15 protein-coding genes and 1 riboswitch are annotated in these 16,458 nt (G+C 54.0%); of the genes, 14 read left to right on the forward strand and 1 reads right to left on the reverse strand.

Features of this window, described 5'->3' with window-relative positions; all coding sequences use genetic code 11:
• The first annotated feature begins 182 nt into the window (after positions 1 to 182).
• A complete protein-coding gene (locus tag BM200_RS26655) occupies positions 183 to 2,534 on the forward strand; it encodes an S-layer homology domain-containing protein (RefSeq protein WP_175533039.1) in 2,352 nt (783 codons plus the stop codon).
• Between the two features lie 88 nt (positions 2,535 to 2,622).
• Here BM200_RS26655 and BM200_RS30155 read toward each other — a convergent pair whose 3' ends face one another.
• Positions 2,623 to 2,766, reverse strand: a complete 144-nt coding sequence (locus tag BM200_RS30155) for a hypothetical protein (protein WP_015847389.1) — start codon at positions 2,764 to 2,766, stop codon at positions 2,623 to 2,625.
• A gap of 91 nt (positions 2,767 to 2,857) precedes the next feature.
• On the opposite strand from BM200_RS30155, the gene BM200_RS26660 reads away from it, so the two are divergent.
• From BM200_RS26660 to BM200_RS26720, 13 genes are all read left to right on the forward strand, one after another.
• Positions 2,858 to 3,268 (forward strand): hypothetical protein, encoded by a 411-nt coding sequence (locus tag BM200_RS26660; protein ID WP_091189880.1) that lies wholly within the window; start codon positions 2,858 to 2,860, stop codon positions 3,266 to 3,268.
• Positions 3,269 to 3,358: 90 nt separating this feature from the next.
• The gene (locus BM200_RS26665) at positions 3,359 to 5,659 is read left to right on the forward strand and encodes a methyltransferase domain-containing protein (RefSeq protein WP_091189882.1); all 2,301 of its coding nucleotides are present in this window, start codon (positions 3,359 to 3,361) and stop codon (positions 5,657 to 5,659) included.
• A gap of 132 nt (positions 5,660 to 5,791) precedes the next feature.
• Positions 5,792 to 6,892 carry a redox-regulated ATPase YchF gene (gene ychF / locus BM200_RS26670; protein WP_091189883.1) on the forward strand — a complete coding sequence of 367 codons (1,101 nt, stop codon included), beginning with the start codon at positions 5,792 to 5,794 and terminating at the stop codon, positions 6,890 to 6,892.
• Between the two features lie 163 nt (positions 6,893 to 7,055).
• Entirely contained in the window at positions 7,056 to 8,672 is a 1,617-nt protein-coding gene (locus BM200_RS26675; protein WP_091189884.1) for a copper resistance CopC/CopD family protein, read from the forward strand.
• Positions 8,673 to 8,795: 123 nt separating this feature from the next.
• On the forward strand, positions 8,796 to 9,434 hold the full coding sequence (locus BM200_RS26680) for a YcnI family copper-binding membrane protein (protein WP_091189886.1): 639 nt from the start codon (positions 8,796 to 8,798) through the stop codon (positions 9,432 to 9,434).
• Between the two features lie 146 nt (positions 9,435 to 9,580).
• Positions 9,581 to 10,651: a peptide chain release factor 1 gene (gene prfA / locus BM200_RS26685; RefSeq protein ID WP_091189887.1), complete on the forward strand. Its 1,071-nt coding sequence runs from the start codon at positions 9,581 to 9,583 to the stop codon at positions 10,649 to 10,651.
• A gap of 48 nt (positions 10,652 to 10,699) precedes the next feature.
• Entirely contained in the window at positions 10,700 to 11,653 is a 954-nt protein-coding gene (gene prmC, locus BM200_RS26690; protein WP_091189888.1) for a peptide chain release factor N(5)-glutamine methyltransferase, read from the forward strand.
• Positions 11,654 to 11,870: 217 nt separating this feature from the next.
• On the forward strand, positions 11,871 to 12,617 hold the full coding sequence (spoIIR, locus tag BM200_RS26695; RefSeq protein ID WP_091189889.1) for a stage II sporulation protein R: 747 nt from the start codon (positions 11,871 to 11,873) through the stop codon (positions 12,615 to 12,617).
• 125 nt (positions 12,618 to 12,742) lie between these two features.
• Positions 12,743 to 13,816, forward strand: a complete 1,074-nt coding sequence (locus BM200_RS26700) for an L-threonylcarbamoyladenylate synthase (RefSeq protein WP_091189891.1) — start codon at positions 12,743 to 12,745, stop codon at positions 13,814 to 13,816.
• A 115-nt stretch (positions 13,817 to 13,931) separates the two neighbouring features.
• Positions 13,932 to 14,444 (forward strand): manganese efflux pump MntP, encoded by a 513-nt coding sequence (locus BM200_RS26705; RefSeq protein WP_425434629.1) that lies wholly within the window; start codon positions 13,932 to 13,934, stop codon positions 14,442 to 14,444.
• A 41-nt stretch (positions 14,445 to 14,485) separates the two neighbouring features.
• Entirely contained in the window at positions 14,486 to 15,064 is a 579-nt protein-coding gene (locus tag BM200_RS26710; RefSeq protein ID WP_091189893.1) for a low molecular weight protein arginine phosphatase, read from the forward strand.
• Positions 15,065 to 15,150: 86 nt separating this feature from the next.
• A riboswitch (ZMP/ZTP riboswitch) is annotated at positions 15,151 to 15,231 on the forward strand.
• Positions 15,232 to 15,369: 138 nt separating this feature from the next.
• The gene (rpiB, locus tag BM200_RS26715) at positions 15,370 to 15,828 is read left to right on the forward strand and encodes a ribose 5-phosphate isomerase B (protein ID WP_091189894.1); all 459 of its coding nucleotides are present in this window, start codon (positions 15,370 to 15,372) and stop codon (positions 15,826 to 15,828) included.
• A 33-nt stretch (positions 15,829 to 15,861) separates the two neighbouring features.
• Positions 15,862 to 16,455: a TIGR01440 family protein gene (locus tag BM200_RS26720; protein ID WP_091189895.1), complete on the forward strand. Its 594-nt coding sequence runs from the start codon at positions 15,862 to 15,864 to the stop codon at positions 16,453 to 16,455.
• Positions 16,456 to 16,458 lie beyond the last annotated feature (3 nt).

Below are 16,458 nucleotides of genomic sequence, written 5' to 3' on the forward strand. Positions count from 1 at the left end.
CAGGAGCCTGCGTACAGCGCAGGCTCCTGGCTTTTTTTACTTCCTAGTGGAGCGGAATGCTTTTGGAGGATGGGGGAATGCCCATTTGAAATATTTGGACTAGGACGCAACTTTTGGTGTATCGGCTGCGTCTATTTAGCTGAATAATAAGAATGGAAAAGCATGGGAGGTTAATTATGGTGATGAATCATCGTAAGAAGCTGGTTGCTCTCGCGGCTGCCGTTATGCTGACGAGCAGCTTGCCTGCAGCGGCGTTTGCCGAAAGCGCTAACATACCGGCAGCTGCCGCAGCGTCCGGAGATGCTGCCGTATCGGATGGAGGCATGGATGTACCTGCTGCTGTGAAGGTATCGAAGGAGAAAGCGGAGTCGCTTGCCCGGCAAATGGTAAAGATTCCAAAAGAGTATACGCTGCAGGGCGCATCACTTTCGGCTGATGCTTTGGCAGGCGGCAAACGCAGTGTTTGGGGCCTTGATTTTGTTTACAAAGTAAACGGCAAGAACAAGGGCAGCATCTATGTACGGCTGAATGCAGATAACGGCCAGCTTCTTGATTACAGCACCTACCTGGATAACCCAAGTGCCAAGCCTACTTATCCTCTTAAGGTTGAGCGGGAGAAAGCGCAGCAGATTGCTTATTCCTTCTTGTCGGACATTGCGCCAACCTACAAGGATCAAGTGAAATTCAATCCGGAATACGGCGCGCAGCAGCTGCCTCCTCTGACTGGCGAGGTGCGCCATACGCTGCGGTTCGACCGGATCGTTAACGATATTCCTTACGTGGATAACTATATTGAGCTGGATGTGGACAGCGAAGGACATGTGCTCCGCTATTCCTTGCAGTGGGATGATACGATTAAATTCCCGAAGGTAGATGCGAAGCTGACGGCTGATGAGGCGAAGAAGAAGCTGATTGAGCAGGCGAAGCCGGAACTCAGGTACATCCTTCCTTACAATGCTCAAGCGCCAAGCAAGCCGGTGCTGAGCTATGACATGGGCGCCTTTGCCATTGATGCGGTAACCGGCAAAGAGGTGCAGAGCGGATACATCAATCCGAGTCTGGTATCGGAGACGCCGGTAGCGGATAAACCATTGGGCGAAGCTCCGGCTGCGGTTAATTTAACCGAGGATCAGGCGAAAAAGGCTGTTCTGGCGGCTTTCCCGATTCCGTCCAGCGCTGTGTTCAGCGGCTCCAGCTATTATGAGAATACCGATGAGTCTTCCGGTGCAACCGTTGCGAACTGGAGGCTTGACTGGGAGCTGAAGAACGGTAAGGAAACGGTAGGCTCCGCTTCGGCAACGATTAACAGCCGGACCGGGTTGATCAGCAGCTTCTATTCTTATCCGTACAATAACCAAGCCGTCAGCGCAAAGCCGGCCCTGTCGTATGACCAGGCGGAAGCCAAAGCGGTCGACGCTGTTAAGAAGCAGCTTCCTTGGATAGCTGATGAGCTGTATATCGTGAAGCGCGACAAGTCGCAGTATGATCCGGACAAAGTACCGCATATCGACTCGTATTACTTCAACTTCGTACACAAGATTAACGGCGCAACGGCCGATTATGACAATGTGAACGTTACCATTGATGCAAATACGGGCGAGGTGCGCAGCTATGATGCCAGCATCAACCCGTACAAATATCCGGAGGCAGCTCCGAAGGTCATTACGCCGGCGCAGGCGATTGAGAAATGGATGACGTACTACCGGACGGAGCTGACCTACTATTTGACGCAAAATTATGTGTATCAGGGACAGCCGATTCCGGTCGAAAAATTTAAAGTGATGATGGCTGCGGGAGAAATCCAGCCAACGGATGTTGAATATAATACCGATGCGCAGCTGATCTACCGCTTGGTGCCGCGCCAGCTGGATGAATCGATCTTCCTTGATGCGGCATCGGGCGAATGGAAGAACCGCGAGACGGGTGACGTTACCCAGCTCGAGAAGCCAAAAGCAACCGATATTGACGGCCACTGGGCACAGCGCCAGCTGGAGCTGATGGTTGCCTACAAAGCGCTGGATGTGAAGGACGGCAAGGTCCGCCCGAACCAAATCGTGACCCGCGGCGAGCTGATCAAGATGCTCGTGCTGGCGATGAACAGCGGCCGTTCGCCGATATTGTACGGTGCGTCAGAAGATGCGGCGGCATCGACATCGTTTAAGGATGTCGGTACGAAAAACCAATATTATGTATATATTGAGAGCGCGCTGCAGCAAAACCTGATCGACATCGGCGACGGTTCGTTTAATCCGGACGGCAAGGTTGATCGTGAAGAGATGGCGGAGCTGATTGTACGTGCCCTTGGCTACAACTCCCTCGCCAATTATGAGGATCTGTTCAACATCAGCTTCAAGGATGCGGGCAAGATGGAGAAGAAAGGCCAGGCCGCTATCGTGGTTGGTCTCAAGATCATGACGCTGTCGGGCGGCAGCTTCCAGCCGGAGAAGCAAGTGTCGAGAGCCGAAGCTTCTGCAGCGTTCTTCCGCTTCCTGCAGACAAGAGCCGAGCTTCAAGAAGCTCCGCTGCGCAACTGAGGTAAAGCACATAAGAAGCCCCCGTTCGGGTAAAGCTGTTACTTCCAATCAGGAAGGCCGCTTGCCCCACGGGGGCTTTATGTTGAGATTAGTCCGTTTTTTTGTTCTTGGAGGAGAAGTTGGTTACGGACTTCGCATCCTCAATCGTGTCGTTTACAAATGCCATATCTTGGTTCTTTGCCTTCATGGCCGTTGTCCCTTTATAATTGCCTTTGTGGCTTTGATTTTCCATCGTGTGTGTTTCACCTCCCTGCTCCTTGTTAGTATGGGCGTGGGAATGGTTTGGCATGCAATGGTGTTATACAACATAAGGGGTGCAGAAAATGGTTAAGAAGGCGGCAGTATACAAGTATGTGGTGTTCATCCTGTTTCTCCTGTTCACCATGCTTGTTGTTTTTGCGAGTAATGAAGTGTTGATCCGTAACGGCGATCCGGAAACGACAACCAAATTCCTGTTTGTTTTATTTGCTATTACATTTGGCTTTGGCGCCAGTCTTCATCTGATCGGCAAGGGCGAGTTCGGCTTCCGATTGAAGGAAACGCAATTTACGCTTATGTTGTCGATTGTTCTTGTAGTTCTGAATTATGTGGCGGCCGTAAATTACGGCAAGTTGTATACGAATGCGGAAGGTACGGTCGAAACGTTCATCCGCATCGTTCTTGATGATAAGAATGAAGCCATTATTAATGTTCTTGCGGGTTATTTATTCGGTTTATCCTTTTATAAAAAATAACGCGAATGCCCGATAGGCGAACAGCGCTTACGATCCGGGCTCCTTCTACATATGCTGATGGCATGAACCTATGTGCCGGGCGGTGGAAAGATGGGACTTGCGAGCATTATCCTGGTAACCAAGGATGGGCTTGATTATACGAGATCATGCATAGAAAGCATCAGGCGGCATACGGCAGCTGGAAGCTATGAGCTGATCCTTGTCGATAACGGGTCGGAGGATGGGACAGTCGATTGGGCGAAAGCGGAACCGGATATCGTTCTGATCGAGAACGGCTATAATGCCGGATTCCCTAAAGGCTGCAATCAAGGGGCAGCTGCTGCTTCCGGCGAACTGCTGCTGCTGCTGAACAACGATACGCTTGTGACGCCGGGCTGGCTGGACAGCCTGCAGCGGAGTCTGCTTAGCGATCCTTCAATCGGGGCAGTAGGACCGGTAACCAATTCGGCCCATTACTGGACGCAAATCGCAAGCCATTATACAACGGTGGAAGAGCTCGAAAGGTTCTCCGAATCGGTCCGACTGTCTGCCGGAAGCCAACCGATGGAAGAGAGGCTGAAGCTGATTGGCTTCTGCATGCTGCTGCGGCGGGAAGCTTATGAAGCAGCCGGCGGAATGGATGAGCAGTTTGGCATCGGCAATTATGAGGATGATGATCTGTCGCTGCGCCTGCGGCTTCTCGGCTATAAGCTGATGCTGTGCCGGGATACGTTTATTCATCACTACGGAAGTGTCAGCTTCCGGGCGGATTCGGCGATGTATTTGCAGCTGTTCACCCGCAACAACCAGCTGTTCCGCGAGAAGTGGGGATTTGCTTCCTCCGAGGCGCTTACGATTCACTCCGACATGCTGGGACTGCTGGACCAGGAAGTTTCCTTAACGGGCAGCGGAGCAGGCGGCCTGAAGTTTCTGAATATCGGCTGCGGCTGCGGGGCAACCCTTCTCAGCTTGAAGCACAGATATCCAGGTGCGGTATTGTACGGAGTTGAAAAAAATGAGCATGCCGCCAAAGTATCGGTAGCGGCTGGTATCCGGATTTTTACCTCCGAGGATCCGGAGCATTGGGGATTGGAGGCCGGATCGCTTAACGGCATCCTTGTCGGGGATGCGCATATATGCGGGTCGCCAGAGGTCATGCAAAAGCTGAAGCAGCTGCTGAAGCCTGGCGGCTGGCTGATTGGAACGTTCCTGAACCGGCATTACTATCCGTTTATGCTCCGGTATTTGCAGCCGGATAATGATCATGCCCAGCATCAGTCTTCCTGCCTGTATTCCATTGAGCAGGTGAGGAAGCTTTATGCGGAGGCCGGTTTTGTTTCCGTGTCGACCCTCTTGATCGATGACGGGAAGGATGGACGTCCCGGCACGGATATTAGCGCCGAAGATTTCAGTCTCCTGGAGAGAATGGCAAACGGGAATCATCCGGTGAAGGGGCGGCTGACGTCGAGCAGCATCATTACTTTGGGCTTAAGCAAAAGTCCGGAACTGTCGGCGCCGATGGATGAAGCGCTGCCGGGAGCTGCTGCCGAGGCGGTGCAGGAAGAGCTTACTGCTGTAGCGGCCGTCACGGAGGAGTTGTCCCCGCCGCTGCCGGAGACAGAGGCTGAGGCGGTTAGGCCGGCAGTGCCTGATCAACTGCTGAAGGAGCAGAATGATGTGGTCTTCAGCGGCGAACGGCTCGTGATTAACCGGCAGGTGAAGGAGCAGTATGCCGATGTCTATGAGGAGCATCTATACCGCTATGAACTCGCCGGTCGTTATGTCCGGGGGCTTCGGGTGCTCGATGCCGCCTGCGGGGCGGGCTACGGTTCGGCGTTCTTGAAGCGTTCCGGCGCTTCGGAGGTTGTTGGCGTTGATGTGGATGCCGCAGCTGTCACGCTTGCGGAGCGGGATTACGGCGAGGAAGGCATACGCTTTGAGACGGGTGACGTGCTGAAGCTTCCTTTTGCCGATGAGTCCTTCGACGCGGTCATTTCCTTCGAGACGATCGAGCATGTAGAGGAAGGGGCGGCATGGATCCGCGAGTCGGCCCGCGTCCTTAAGCCTGGCGGGCTCTTTATCGTATCGACGCCCAACCGTTCCGTGACCAATCCGCCGTTATATTTTGAAGAGCAGCCGTTTAACGAATATCACCGTTTTGAATACCGTATATCGGAGCTTGCGGGCGAGCTGCTCACCTGCTACGACATTGAAGCGATGTTCGGGCAAAATCCGATTGATGATTCGAGGCATCTGTCCATGAACTGGCTGCGGGAAAAGGTCGGGCTGCCGCTGGGCAGAGCGGCGCAGCACCTGCTCAAGGCGGATGGGCATGAGCCGCTTCCGCTGGCAAGGTTCAAGAGCTGCGATCCGATGTATGTCATTGCGGTTTGCCGCAAAAAGTCAGGTTAACATAACTCGGATCATGCGGCACTGCCCCATTTTTGGAAGAACGGTCTGACTTGTACTAGGGCTTTTATTGTAAGCGGCCATCGGGTATAATGACGTGAGATTGTTACTTCGGAAAATGGGGTGTCTTATTTCATGGCTTTGAAAGCTGGTGTCGTGGGTCTGCCGAACGTTGGCAAGTCCACTTTATTTAATGCAATAACGCAAGCAGGAGCGGAGTCCGCAAACTATCCGTTCTGTACGATTGACCCAAACGTGGGCGTTGTAGAAGTGCCGGACTACCGTCTGGACAAACTGACAGAGCTCGTGCAGCCGAACAAGACGGTTCCGACTGCCTTTGAATTCGTAGATATTGCCGGTCTTGTGGCAGGCGCAAGCAAGGGCGAAGGCCTGGGCAACAAATTTCTGGCGCATATCCGCGAAGTAGACGCGATCGTTCACGTTGTCCGCTGCTTCGAAGACGAGAATATTACGCACGTGAACGGCAAAGTGGATCCTCTGGGCGATATCCAGACGATCAACCTTGAGCTGATTCTGGCGGATATCGAGTCCGTTGAGAAGAAAATCGACCGTTCCCGCAAAAACCTGAAAGGCGGCGACAAAAAAATCGCCCTCGAAGTGGAAGTGCTGGAACGCGTCAAGGAAGCTCTCTATAACGACCAGCCAGCGCGCAGCGTTGAGCTGTCGGATGACGAGAAGCTGATTATCCGCGATCTTCATCTGCTCACCATGAAGCCGGTGCTGTATGCGGCTAACGTAGCTGAGTCGGAAGTTGTCGATACGGATAATAACAAGTTCGTACAAGTGGTGCGTGAATTCGCAGCTGCCGAAGGCGCGCAAGTGGTGCCAATCAGCGCGAAGGTGGAAGAAGAGATCGCCGAGCTGGAAGGCGAAGACAAGGCTATGTTCCTCGAAGAGCTGGGACTGCAGGAATCCGGTCTTAACCGTTTGATCAACGCGGCTTACAAGCTGCTTGGCCTGTATACGTATTTCACGGCTGGCGTGCAGGAGGTTCGTGCCTGGACCATCCGCAAAGGCATGAAGGCGCCTCAAGCTGCCGGCGTTATTCATACCGACTTCGAGCGCGGCTTCATTCGTGCCGAGGTTGTATCGTTCGAGGACCTGGCTGCTGCCGGTACGATGAACGTAGCGAAAGAAAGAGGACAGCTGCGCCTCGAAGGCAAAGAGTATGTGGTGCAGGACGGCGACGTTATGCACTTCCGCTTCAACGTTTAATAGCAGCAGAAGAAACGGTATTGTTCTCTGGATCAGAGAGCAATACCGTTTTGCTCTGTTCAAACGGATTCTGCCCTCTGTTCTGTCTAGCTCTAACGAGTCATGCGTAGAGCGGCTCGCAGGCGTACAATGGAGGGAAGCTAAAGAATAGGAGTATGGTGTTATGACAGCAAATCAACATCCTTTTTCCAAACGTATTCTGGCAGCTGCCATGCTGCTTGTTGTATTCCTGCTTGCTCTTTCTCCGCAGGCTTTTGCGCATGCCACGCTGGAGAAGACGGTTCCGGCTGCTAATGCAAAGCTGGATCAAGCGCCTCCCTATGTGGAGCTTGCGTTTAACGAAGCGGTTGAGCCCGGAGCAGGCTCACTTGAGGTGGTCGATTCCCAGTCGAATAAGATCAAAACAGAGGATGCTGTGCTCGAGAACGGAGGGGCAACGCTGAAGCTGCCTCTTCCGACGCTGGGGGACGGCGTTTATACGGTCTCCTACCATGTGATTTCGGAGGATGGCCATCCGGTCAGCGGCTCTTATGTGTTTGTTGTAGGCAACCCCCCGAACTGGAAAGATGCGGAGACGTTTGCTTCAACCGCGAATTCTTCAAAAGGAATGCAGCAAAATCTGCTTTATATTGTGCGGGTACTCTACTATGCAGCGCTGCTGCTGGCAGCCGGCATCGCATTATGGTCAGTCTTTGTGAGGAAGCCAAGCGAATCGCTGCAGTCGACCTTTAAACGTTTGTCCGTGATCGGGATGCGGGCGCTTCTCTTGACCGTCCTGCTTCATATTTTCCTGCAGGTGAACGACTTGATGAAGGGGCAGCCTCTCTCCGCGTGGGGCAGTCTGTTTACGGATACAACAACCGGCCGGGCATGGCTGGAGCTGATTGTTCTGGTGCTGCTTGGTTTTGTCGCCCTGCGCTTTAACGAGAAATTTGTCAGCCTCCTGTGGGTTGTCCTGCTGCTTGGGGTGGAAAGCCTTATCGGCCATCCGGCAGCAAATGATCTGAAGGTGCTGACGATTGCCTTCGACTTTGTTCACTTGCTCGCGTCCGCCGTATGGGCAGGCGGTCTGGCCGTGCTCCTGTATGTCTGGTATGCCGACCGGAAGGAAGCGGGGCGCTTTGGCGCAATCTTCTCGCAAGGGGCTTTGATCTCTCTTGCCGTGCTGGTCATCAGCGGGGTGTTCATGACGATGCTGTTCCTGCCGAAGCTGTCGTATTTGTGGCTGACGACCTGGGGCGGCCTGCTGACGGTTAAAATTGTTCTCGTCATTGCTGTACTGGTGACGGGCACCTTGCTTCGCCTTCGGATGCGGAAGAGCGGCTTTCCTGCCGGCACTCTGCTGAAGGCGGATGCCATTATGATGGCATGTATCGTTGCGATTGCCGCCGTATTCACGTATATGAGTCCTCTGCCGGCCAACGAACCGTATAACTACCATCAGATGGGCGAGGATATGCATGTGACGTTTAACGTATCGCCTAACGTGCCGGGAGGAGATAATACGATCGCCCTCCATGTATGGCTGCCGGAGGCGTCGGGAGCGCCCAAGTCGGTCATTCTCCGTCTGCGTTCAGACAGCAGGGAAGATGCGCCGATCGATATTCCGCTCGTCCAGAACAATGATGAGCCAAGCGATTCTTTCCCTGGATACGTCAGAGCATCCTTTGAAGCGACAGGTCCGTTCCTGCCGTATGCGGACAAATGGACAGCAGAGATCAGAGTCATGGATCAGGACGATAATGAGCTTGTGCGGGAAACGCAGTTCCGGAATTATTAACGCGGCCCGACACATAATAGTCATATCCGGGTAGCCCTTTCGAGTCATGTCAGGCGTGATGCGTAGCTATATACTGATGGAAGATTAGCGGTGATACGCTTATGACTGGAAAGGGAGATGTATATGAAACAGATAAAAAAATGGACAATTGCGGCAGCGATGGCGGTATGCCTGATGATGTTCGCGGGCGTGGCAAGCGCCCATGTAACGGTTCAACCGCCAAGCGTGCCGGCTAACTCGTATCAGGTATTCGCGGTTCGCGTGCCAAGCGAAGAGAAAGGCGTTAGCACCGTGAAGGTTCAGGTTAAGGTTGCGGAAGGTGCTGTCATTTCCCGCGTGGAGCCAAAGCCGGGCTGGACCAGCGAGCTGGAGAAGGATGCAGACGGTGCTGTAACAAGCATTACCTGGACAGCCGCGGAAGGCGGCGGTCTTAGCGAAACGGAGTTCACGGAATTCCGCATGAGCGGCAAGGTGAATGAAGATGCGGCCCAGCTGGTGTGGAAAGCTTACCAGACTTACAGCGACAATAAAGTTGTCGAGTGGGTAGGAGCGGACGGCTCGGATAAGCCGGCTTCCGTGACTACGGTAACCGCGGCAACGGCTGAAGGCGACGGGCATGGCCATGATACGGGCGCTGCCGCAGAAGCAAGCGATGCGAAGGACTCGGACTCCGATTCGGCGCTTCCGCTGACCCTGTCGATTATCGCGGTGGCACTGGGTGCTGCAGCACTCGTCCTGGCGGCAAGAAAAAATAAGAAATAAGAAGCATGAAGGGGCTCCGTTTTCCTTAGGGAATATACGGGGCCTCTTTCAAGGCGACTTAGGCAAATACACCAGTCGAAAAAGCAGGCCTTGTGTGCTATAATGGGTGATACAAGTCAAAAAGGAATTTATAGAGGTGAATCATTGTGTTGGACCGTTTACAAGCGCTCGCAGACCGTTACGAGAAGTTAAGTGAACTGTTGTGCGATCCGGATGTAGCAAGTGATCCGAAGCGCCTGCGGGAGTATTCCAAGGAGCAATCGGATTTACAAGAGGCTTATGAAGCCTTCACAGAATATAAGCAAGTGTCGGAGCAGCTCGAGGACGCCAAGATTATGCAAGGCGAGAAGCTCGACGACGAAATGCGCGAAATGGTGAAGATGGAGATCGATGAGCTTTCCGCGCGCAAGGCCGAATTGGATGAGAAGATTCGCATCGTTCTCCTGCCGAAAGACCCTAACGATGACAAGAACGTTATCGTTGAGATCCGCGGCGCCGCAGGCGGAGACGAAGCTGCTTTGTTCGCATACGAGCTTTATCGGATGTACACGAAGTTTGCGGATGCGCAAGGCTGGCGTTGTGAGCTGATGGATTTGAACGAGAATGATTTGGGCGGCTTTAAAGAGGTCATCTTCATGATTACCGGCAAAGGCGCATACAGCAAGATGAAATATGAGAGCGGCGCACACCGCGTGCAGCGTATTCCGGTAACGGAATCCGGCGGCCGTATTCATACGTCGACTTCTACCGTTTCGGTTATGCCGGAGGTTGAAGAAGTCGAGGTTGAGATTCTCGATAAAGATATTCGGATCGATACGTTCTGCTCCAGCGGCGCAGGCGGTCAGTCCGTTAATACAACGAAATCGGCGGTTCGCGTTCTTCACGTGCCGACTGGTATCATGGCGACTTGCCAAGACGGCAAATCGCAGAACGAGAACAAGGCGAAGGCGCTTCAAGTACTTCGTGCCCGGATCTCCGATGTTCGCCGTCAAGAAGAAGAGGCGAAATATGCAGGCGAGCGGAAGCTCAAAGTGGGTACGGGCGACCGAAGCGAACGTATTCGTACGTACAACTTCCCGCAAAGCCGCGTGACGGACCATCGTATTGGTCTTACACTGCATAAGCTTGATTCCGTTATGAACGGCGATATGGAGGAGATCGTGTCCTCGCTGACGATTGCCGAGCAGGCGGAATTGATGGAGAGAGAGCTGAACTAAGGCATTTTGCAAATGTCTTTAAGACCCTCGAGAAGGGATGCTAGAGAGATGATTGATCATAAGGACGAACGGGTGTTTTTTGAGTCGTCGTTTACCATTAGGGAAGCCTGCGTGCAGGCTTCTTCGTTTTTGGAGGGGCTTGGCGTGATGGAGCCGCGCTCTAATGTAGAGCGGCTGCTTATGCATCTGCTTGGCATCGAGCGGTCAACGATGCTGCGCGATTTCGCGGAGCCGTTCCCGGCAGAACATGCCGCGGAATGGGTCGAGCTCATCCGCCGCAAGGCGGCGGGCGAGCCGGTGCAGTATATCATCGGCGAGGAATGGTTCTACGGCCGGCCGTTTACGGTGACGCCGGCTACGCTTATTCCGCGGCCCGAGACGGAGCTGCTCGTCGAGGCCGTGCTTGAGGCGGCCGATCAGCTGTGGCCGCCTGACGGGGCTGTTGGGCCGACGGTTGTTGACGTCGGCACAGGCACCGGCGCCATCGGCGTGACGCTTGCTTCGCAGCGTCCGCGCTGGCGCGTATGCGCGTCCGATCTGTCGCCGGACGCGCTGGAGGTCGCCCGCACGAATGCGGCCCGCCATGAGGCGGCGGGACGCATGGCATTCGTGCAGGGCGACCTGCTGGCGCCGTTTGCGAAGCGCGGCGCCGCAGGGGCACTCGATGCGGAGGGCGTCCGCATCGACGTGCTGGTGTCCAATCCGCCGTATATCCCGGCGGATGATCTTGCGGGCCTCCAGCCCGAGGTGCGCGATTACGAGCCGCGCCTCGCGCTGGACGGCGGAGCGGACGGGCTGGATCCGTACCGCCGCATGGTGGAGCAGCTGCCGTCGCTCGTGCAGCTGCCGCGTATTGTCGCCTTCGAGCTTGGCATGGGCCAAGCCCATGACGTCGCCGCGCTGCTGCGGGATGTCGGCCAATGGGACGACATCCGCATCATTACCGACTATGGCGGCATCGAACGCCATGTCATCGCTGTCCGTACAACCGGCAATACGTAAATGAATCAACTCACCCCCGGCAGGCGTCTAAAGACGCCTGCCGGGGGTTTTTATTTGCAGTGCAGAAGTGATGGCTTCATTTATGAAAACAACTCTATCATTTTCATTTTTGCTGCTAGGTTTATAGAGACGGGATCGCGGACATAATGACGGATAGATACGTTCCGGAACGCAAGCTGACGCACTGACGGGTGCGATCGAGAGGAGCTTGTGTCATATGAACCGCACTAATTCCCTTTTTTATTTCCGTAAATCCTATGGCTTGTTGATTATCGCATTATTTGTTCTGGTGATGAGCTGGGAGCAGCAGCGTACAGACGCGGCAATGGTAGAGACGCTTATTCCGCAGGATTCGATTCGTCTTCGTATTCTGGCTAATTCGGATGCGCCTGCTGATCAAGCGGTGAAACGCGTCGTCCGTGATGCCGTCGTGAAAGCAATGGACGGTTGGGTAACCGGTCCGCAAACAATTGAAGAAGCGCGCCAAACGGTGCATGATCATATGGGTGAAATCGAGGAGATCGTTGCCGATGTGCTGGTAAGCCGCGGGTTTGATTACTCGTATAAGGCGGAGCTTGGCATGGTGCAGTTCCCTACCAAAATGTACAGCAGTGAAGTATATCCAGCAGGTGACTATGAAGCTCTTCTGATTACGCTTGGCGAGGGTCAAGGTCAAAACTGGTGGTGCGTATTGTTCCCGCCGCTTTGCTTCATCGACGCTGCAACAGGCGAAGCCGCAGCCGCTGATCCGGACTCCGACGCGGCAAAAGCAGAAACGGTAAAGACAGCTTCCGCTGACGGCAAAGACACTGCAAAGGCAGAAAAAGCAACAGACAGCAAGTCCGAGGCTTCCGTACAAAAAGCCGGGGAGGACAATAAGCAAGGCGAAGCGCCTGAAGCAAAATTTTTCCTGTGGGAAATGATTCAACAGTTCATCCACTGGCTGAAAGGCCTGTTCTCCTAATCGGCAATGACGGCGGTCCCGGCTGCATGGCAGCACAGCGGGGCCGCCGCTCTGCAATTGAGACCGTATATGCTATAATGGGGGCAGTCAGATGAACTTATAATAGCAGGGATTGAAGGATAGAGATGACAATAACGAAGGTTTGGCGGGCAGCAGTGGATGGCGATGCTGCCGTGCTGGCCGGACAATTGGAGGAAGCGGCAGCGCTGCTAAGTGAGGGGCACCTTGTCGCGTTTCCGACGGAAACGGTGTACGGTCTTGGTGCCGATGCCCGTAATACGAAGGCGGTTGAAGGCATCTTCCGGGCAAAAGGCAGACCGTCGGACAATCCGCTTATCGTGCATATCGCAGATGAACGACAGCTGGGTGAGCTTGTGCTCCCTTATCCGGAGCTTGCCCGACGGCTGATGAAAGAGCTGTGGCCGGGTCCTCTTACGATTGTACTGCCTGTGCGTCCAGAAGCAGTGTCGCCGCTGGTTACGGCAGGGCTTTCCACCGTTGGTGTCCGAATGCCGGATCATCCTGCCGCGCTTGCCCTCATCCGGCAATCCGGCTGTCCGGTAGCTGCTCCAAGCGCTAACCGCTCGGGCCGTCCGAGCCCTACGCTCGCAGAGCATGTGCTGGAGGATCTGGACGGAAAAATCAGCGGCGTTGTAGACGGCGGAGCAACCGGTGTCGGACTGGAATCGACAGTCATTGAGCTGCCGGATTCGGATACGATCCGTATTCTAAGGCCGGGCGGCATCACTGCCGAACAGCTGCAAAGCGCAGCTCCGGAAGCAACCATAGACGCTCCGGCATCAGCCAAGTCCGAAATAACGGAAGCGCCTCGTTCACCAGGAATGAAATATACGCATTATGCTCCTGAAGGCGACCTCACGATTGTGCAAGGTCATGATCCATCTGAGGTAACCCTATACATTCAAGAGCAGGTAAATGCAACAAAAGCATCGCGTCTGAAGACGGGCGTTCTGGTCTTTGATGAAAGACGTACCGCTTATGATGCCGATCTGGTCCTCACTTACGGCAGCGAGCTGCATCTGGAGCAGGCCGCACACAGACTGTATGCGGCCCTCCGCCGTTTTGACGCCGAGGGCGTGCAGCTCATATGGGCGGAGGGCTGCTCCGAAGAAGGAATCGGCCTTGCTCTGATGAATCGTCTTGCGAAAGCCGCGGGGCATCAAATCGTCCGGATTTAGAGTAGTATGTTTGTCCCCTTGTCCGCATATCTTGGTTAAGAATGGATGTGGACATGGGGGCGATAGCGTGACTGATGCAACTTTACATGCCGGACAATTCGCGACACTGCTCATTATGGCAGTTGCGCTTGGCATGGATGCTTTTTCGTTGGGGATCGGAATTGGACTGAAGGGAATCCGCCTGCGAGATGTGCTGCGATTAAGCACAATCATCGCGGTATTCCATGTAATCATGCCGCTTGGCGGTATATATGCCGGCCATTTTGTGAGCGGTCTGCTGGGACATGTTGCTACAATGGCGGCAGGTGTATTGCTTCTTCTGCTTGGCGGGCATATGATATACAGCTCGCTCAAGGGAGAATCTGTTCAATCGATCGACTACCGTTCCTCGGTCGGAACGTTTTTATTTGCGTTTAGCGTCAGCATCGATTCTTTTTCCGTTGGCGTGACGCTTGGCATGTTCGAGGCCGATATCTTGCTTACCGTCCTGCTGTTTGGTTTTTTCGGCGGCTTGATGTCCGTACTCGGGCTGCTTCTCGGACGCCGGGTCAGCGAGAACCTGGGCGGCTACGGGGAAGCGCTTGGCGGAGCGATCTTGCTCATTTTCGGACTGTTATTTATATTCTAAGATAATGACATATTCAGCCTTACCAGAAAGGGGAATGCAGCATGACACGCATCTTGTTCGTTTGTACCGGCAATACATGCCGTTCACCGATGGCCGAAGCTATGCTGAGGACGATGGCGAGGCAAACGGGAATTTCGCTTGAAGTCCGCTCTGCAGGAGTATCCACGATCGACGGTTTGCCGATTTCGGGACATGCAGCTACTGCGCTGCGCGGCAAATCGGTTGAGCACCAAGGCTCGTCACGCGCTTTAAGCGGGGAAGCCGTTGCTTGGGCGGATCTTATTCTGACCATGACAGCCTCGCACAAACGAGGACTGCTTCATTATTTCCCTGAAGCGGTGGACAAAGCTTATACGCTTAAGGAATACGTGAATCAGGATACGGCTGTACAGTCGGATATTGAAGAGCTGGAGCGTCTGTACACCGAGATGCATATGAAGCAGGCACTGGGTCAGCAGCTGTCGACGGCGGAACGCACGCGCCTCTTGGAGCTGGAACGCCGGATTCCAAGCTTTGATATTGCGGATCCGTTCGGCGGGACGCTAAGCATGTATGAAAGCTGCGCTTCGGAAATCGAAGAGAGCCTGAAAGCCTTGCTTGGCATCCTTCAAAAGGGATGAAATTCCATGCCGGAAATAGGCTCGATTCATTCATTTCCCCGATTGATTTTCACGTTTGAATAAGCTATCATGAAGGTAACAAAGACGGTTTCCGATGTAACTGGCGACGGAAGTGGGTAACCACGGTGGAGCATCGGAACATACGGCCGGTCGCCTGGGCAAAGAGCAGCATGCTATCTTCAGCATGTCATGCTCTTTTTTCGTCTTTTTAACGGAATTTAGGTATAATAAGTCCGTATGATTCGACAAACATATACTTATTTTGCCGACTACATGGTTGCAGCAAAATAGCAGGAGGGTTTACGTTGAAAATTGCAATTGGTGCAGATCATGCGGGTTACCGTTTGAAAGATGAAATTGTTCCGTTTCTTTTATCGCTTGGTCATGAGATTGAAGACTTGGGCTGCGACTGCAGCCAGTCGGTGGACTATCCCGATTATGCACTGCCTGTAGCAGATAAAGTGGCAAGCGGCCAAGCTGACCGCGGCATCCTGATTTGCGGCACGGGTATTGGCATGTCAATCGCGGCAAACAAAGTGCCGGGCATCCGCTGCGCGCTTGTACATGATATGTTTTCGGCACAGGCGACTCGCGAGCATAACGATACAAACGTACTTGCTTTGGGCGAGCGTATTATTGGCCCCGGTCTTGCGCAAGAGATCGTCCGCATCTGGTTGGATACGCCATTCTCGAATGGCGAACGCCACGTGGGCCGTGTTCAGAAAGTGACGCAGATCGAGCAGCAGTATACGGTACATCCCTAAGGTCTCTAAGGTTCTGGCAAAGGAGCGTGCAGCATGAGCAATCACGAAGTTATTGCATCAGATGTCGAGACGATTGTCCGGGAGCTTGCTTCCGCGGGCGGTCTCAAGGCAGGGCAGCTTTTGGTCATTGGTACAAGCACAAGCGAAGTATTGGGTCACCGGATTGGCACATCCGGAACTGTCGAGACAGCCGCACAGATCTACGCGGGTGTCGAAGCGGTACGGAAGGAGATCGGTTTTTATCCGGTCTATCAGTGCTGTGAGCATTTGAACCGGGCGCTGGTGCTTCCCCGCGAAGCAGCGGAAAAGTACGGCCTTGAAGAAGTTGCCGCCGTTCCCGTTCCGAAGGCGGGCGGGTCGATGGCTGCATATGCTTACCGGCATTTGCCCGATGCCTGCCTGGTTGAAACCGTGGAAGCCCATGCCGGTATTGATATCGGCGACACTTTTATCGGCATGCATCTCCGGCGGGTTGCCGTGCCGGTCAGACCGTCTATCCGGTCGATTGGTGCAGCCCATGTGACGATGGCTTTTACAAGACCTAAGCTGATTGGCGGCACACGCGCCGTGTACACCTTGGAAGACAGCGGCCTGGCGTCAGAGCAGACGTCAGGAACATGCGAATAATCT

The sequence above is a fragment of the Paenibacillus catalpae genome (assembly GCF_900112695.1).
GTDB classification, from domain to species: Bacteria; Bacillota; Bacilli; order Paenibacillales; family Paenibacillaceae; genus Pristimantibacillus; species Pristimantibacillus catalpae.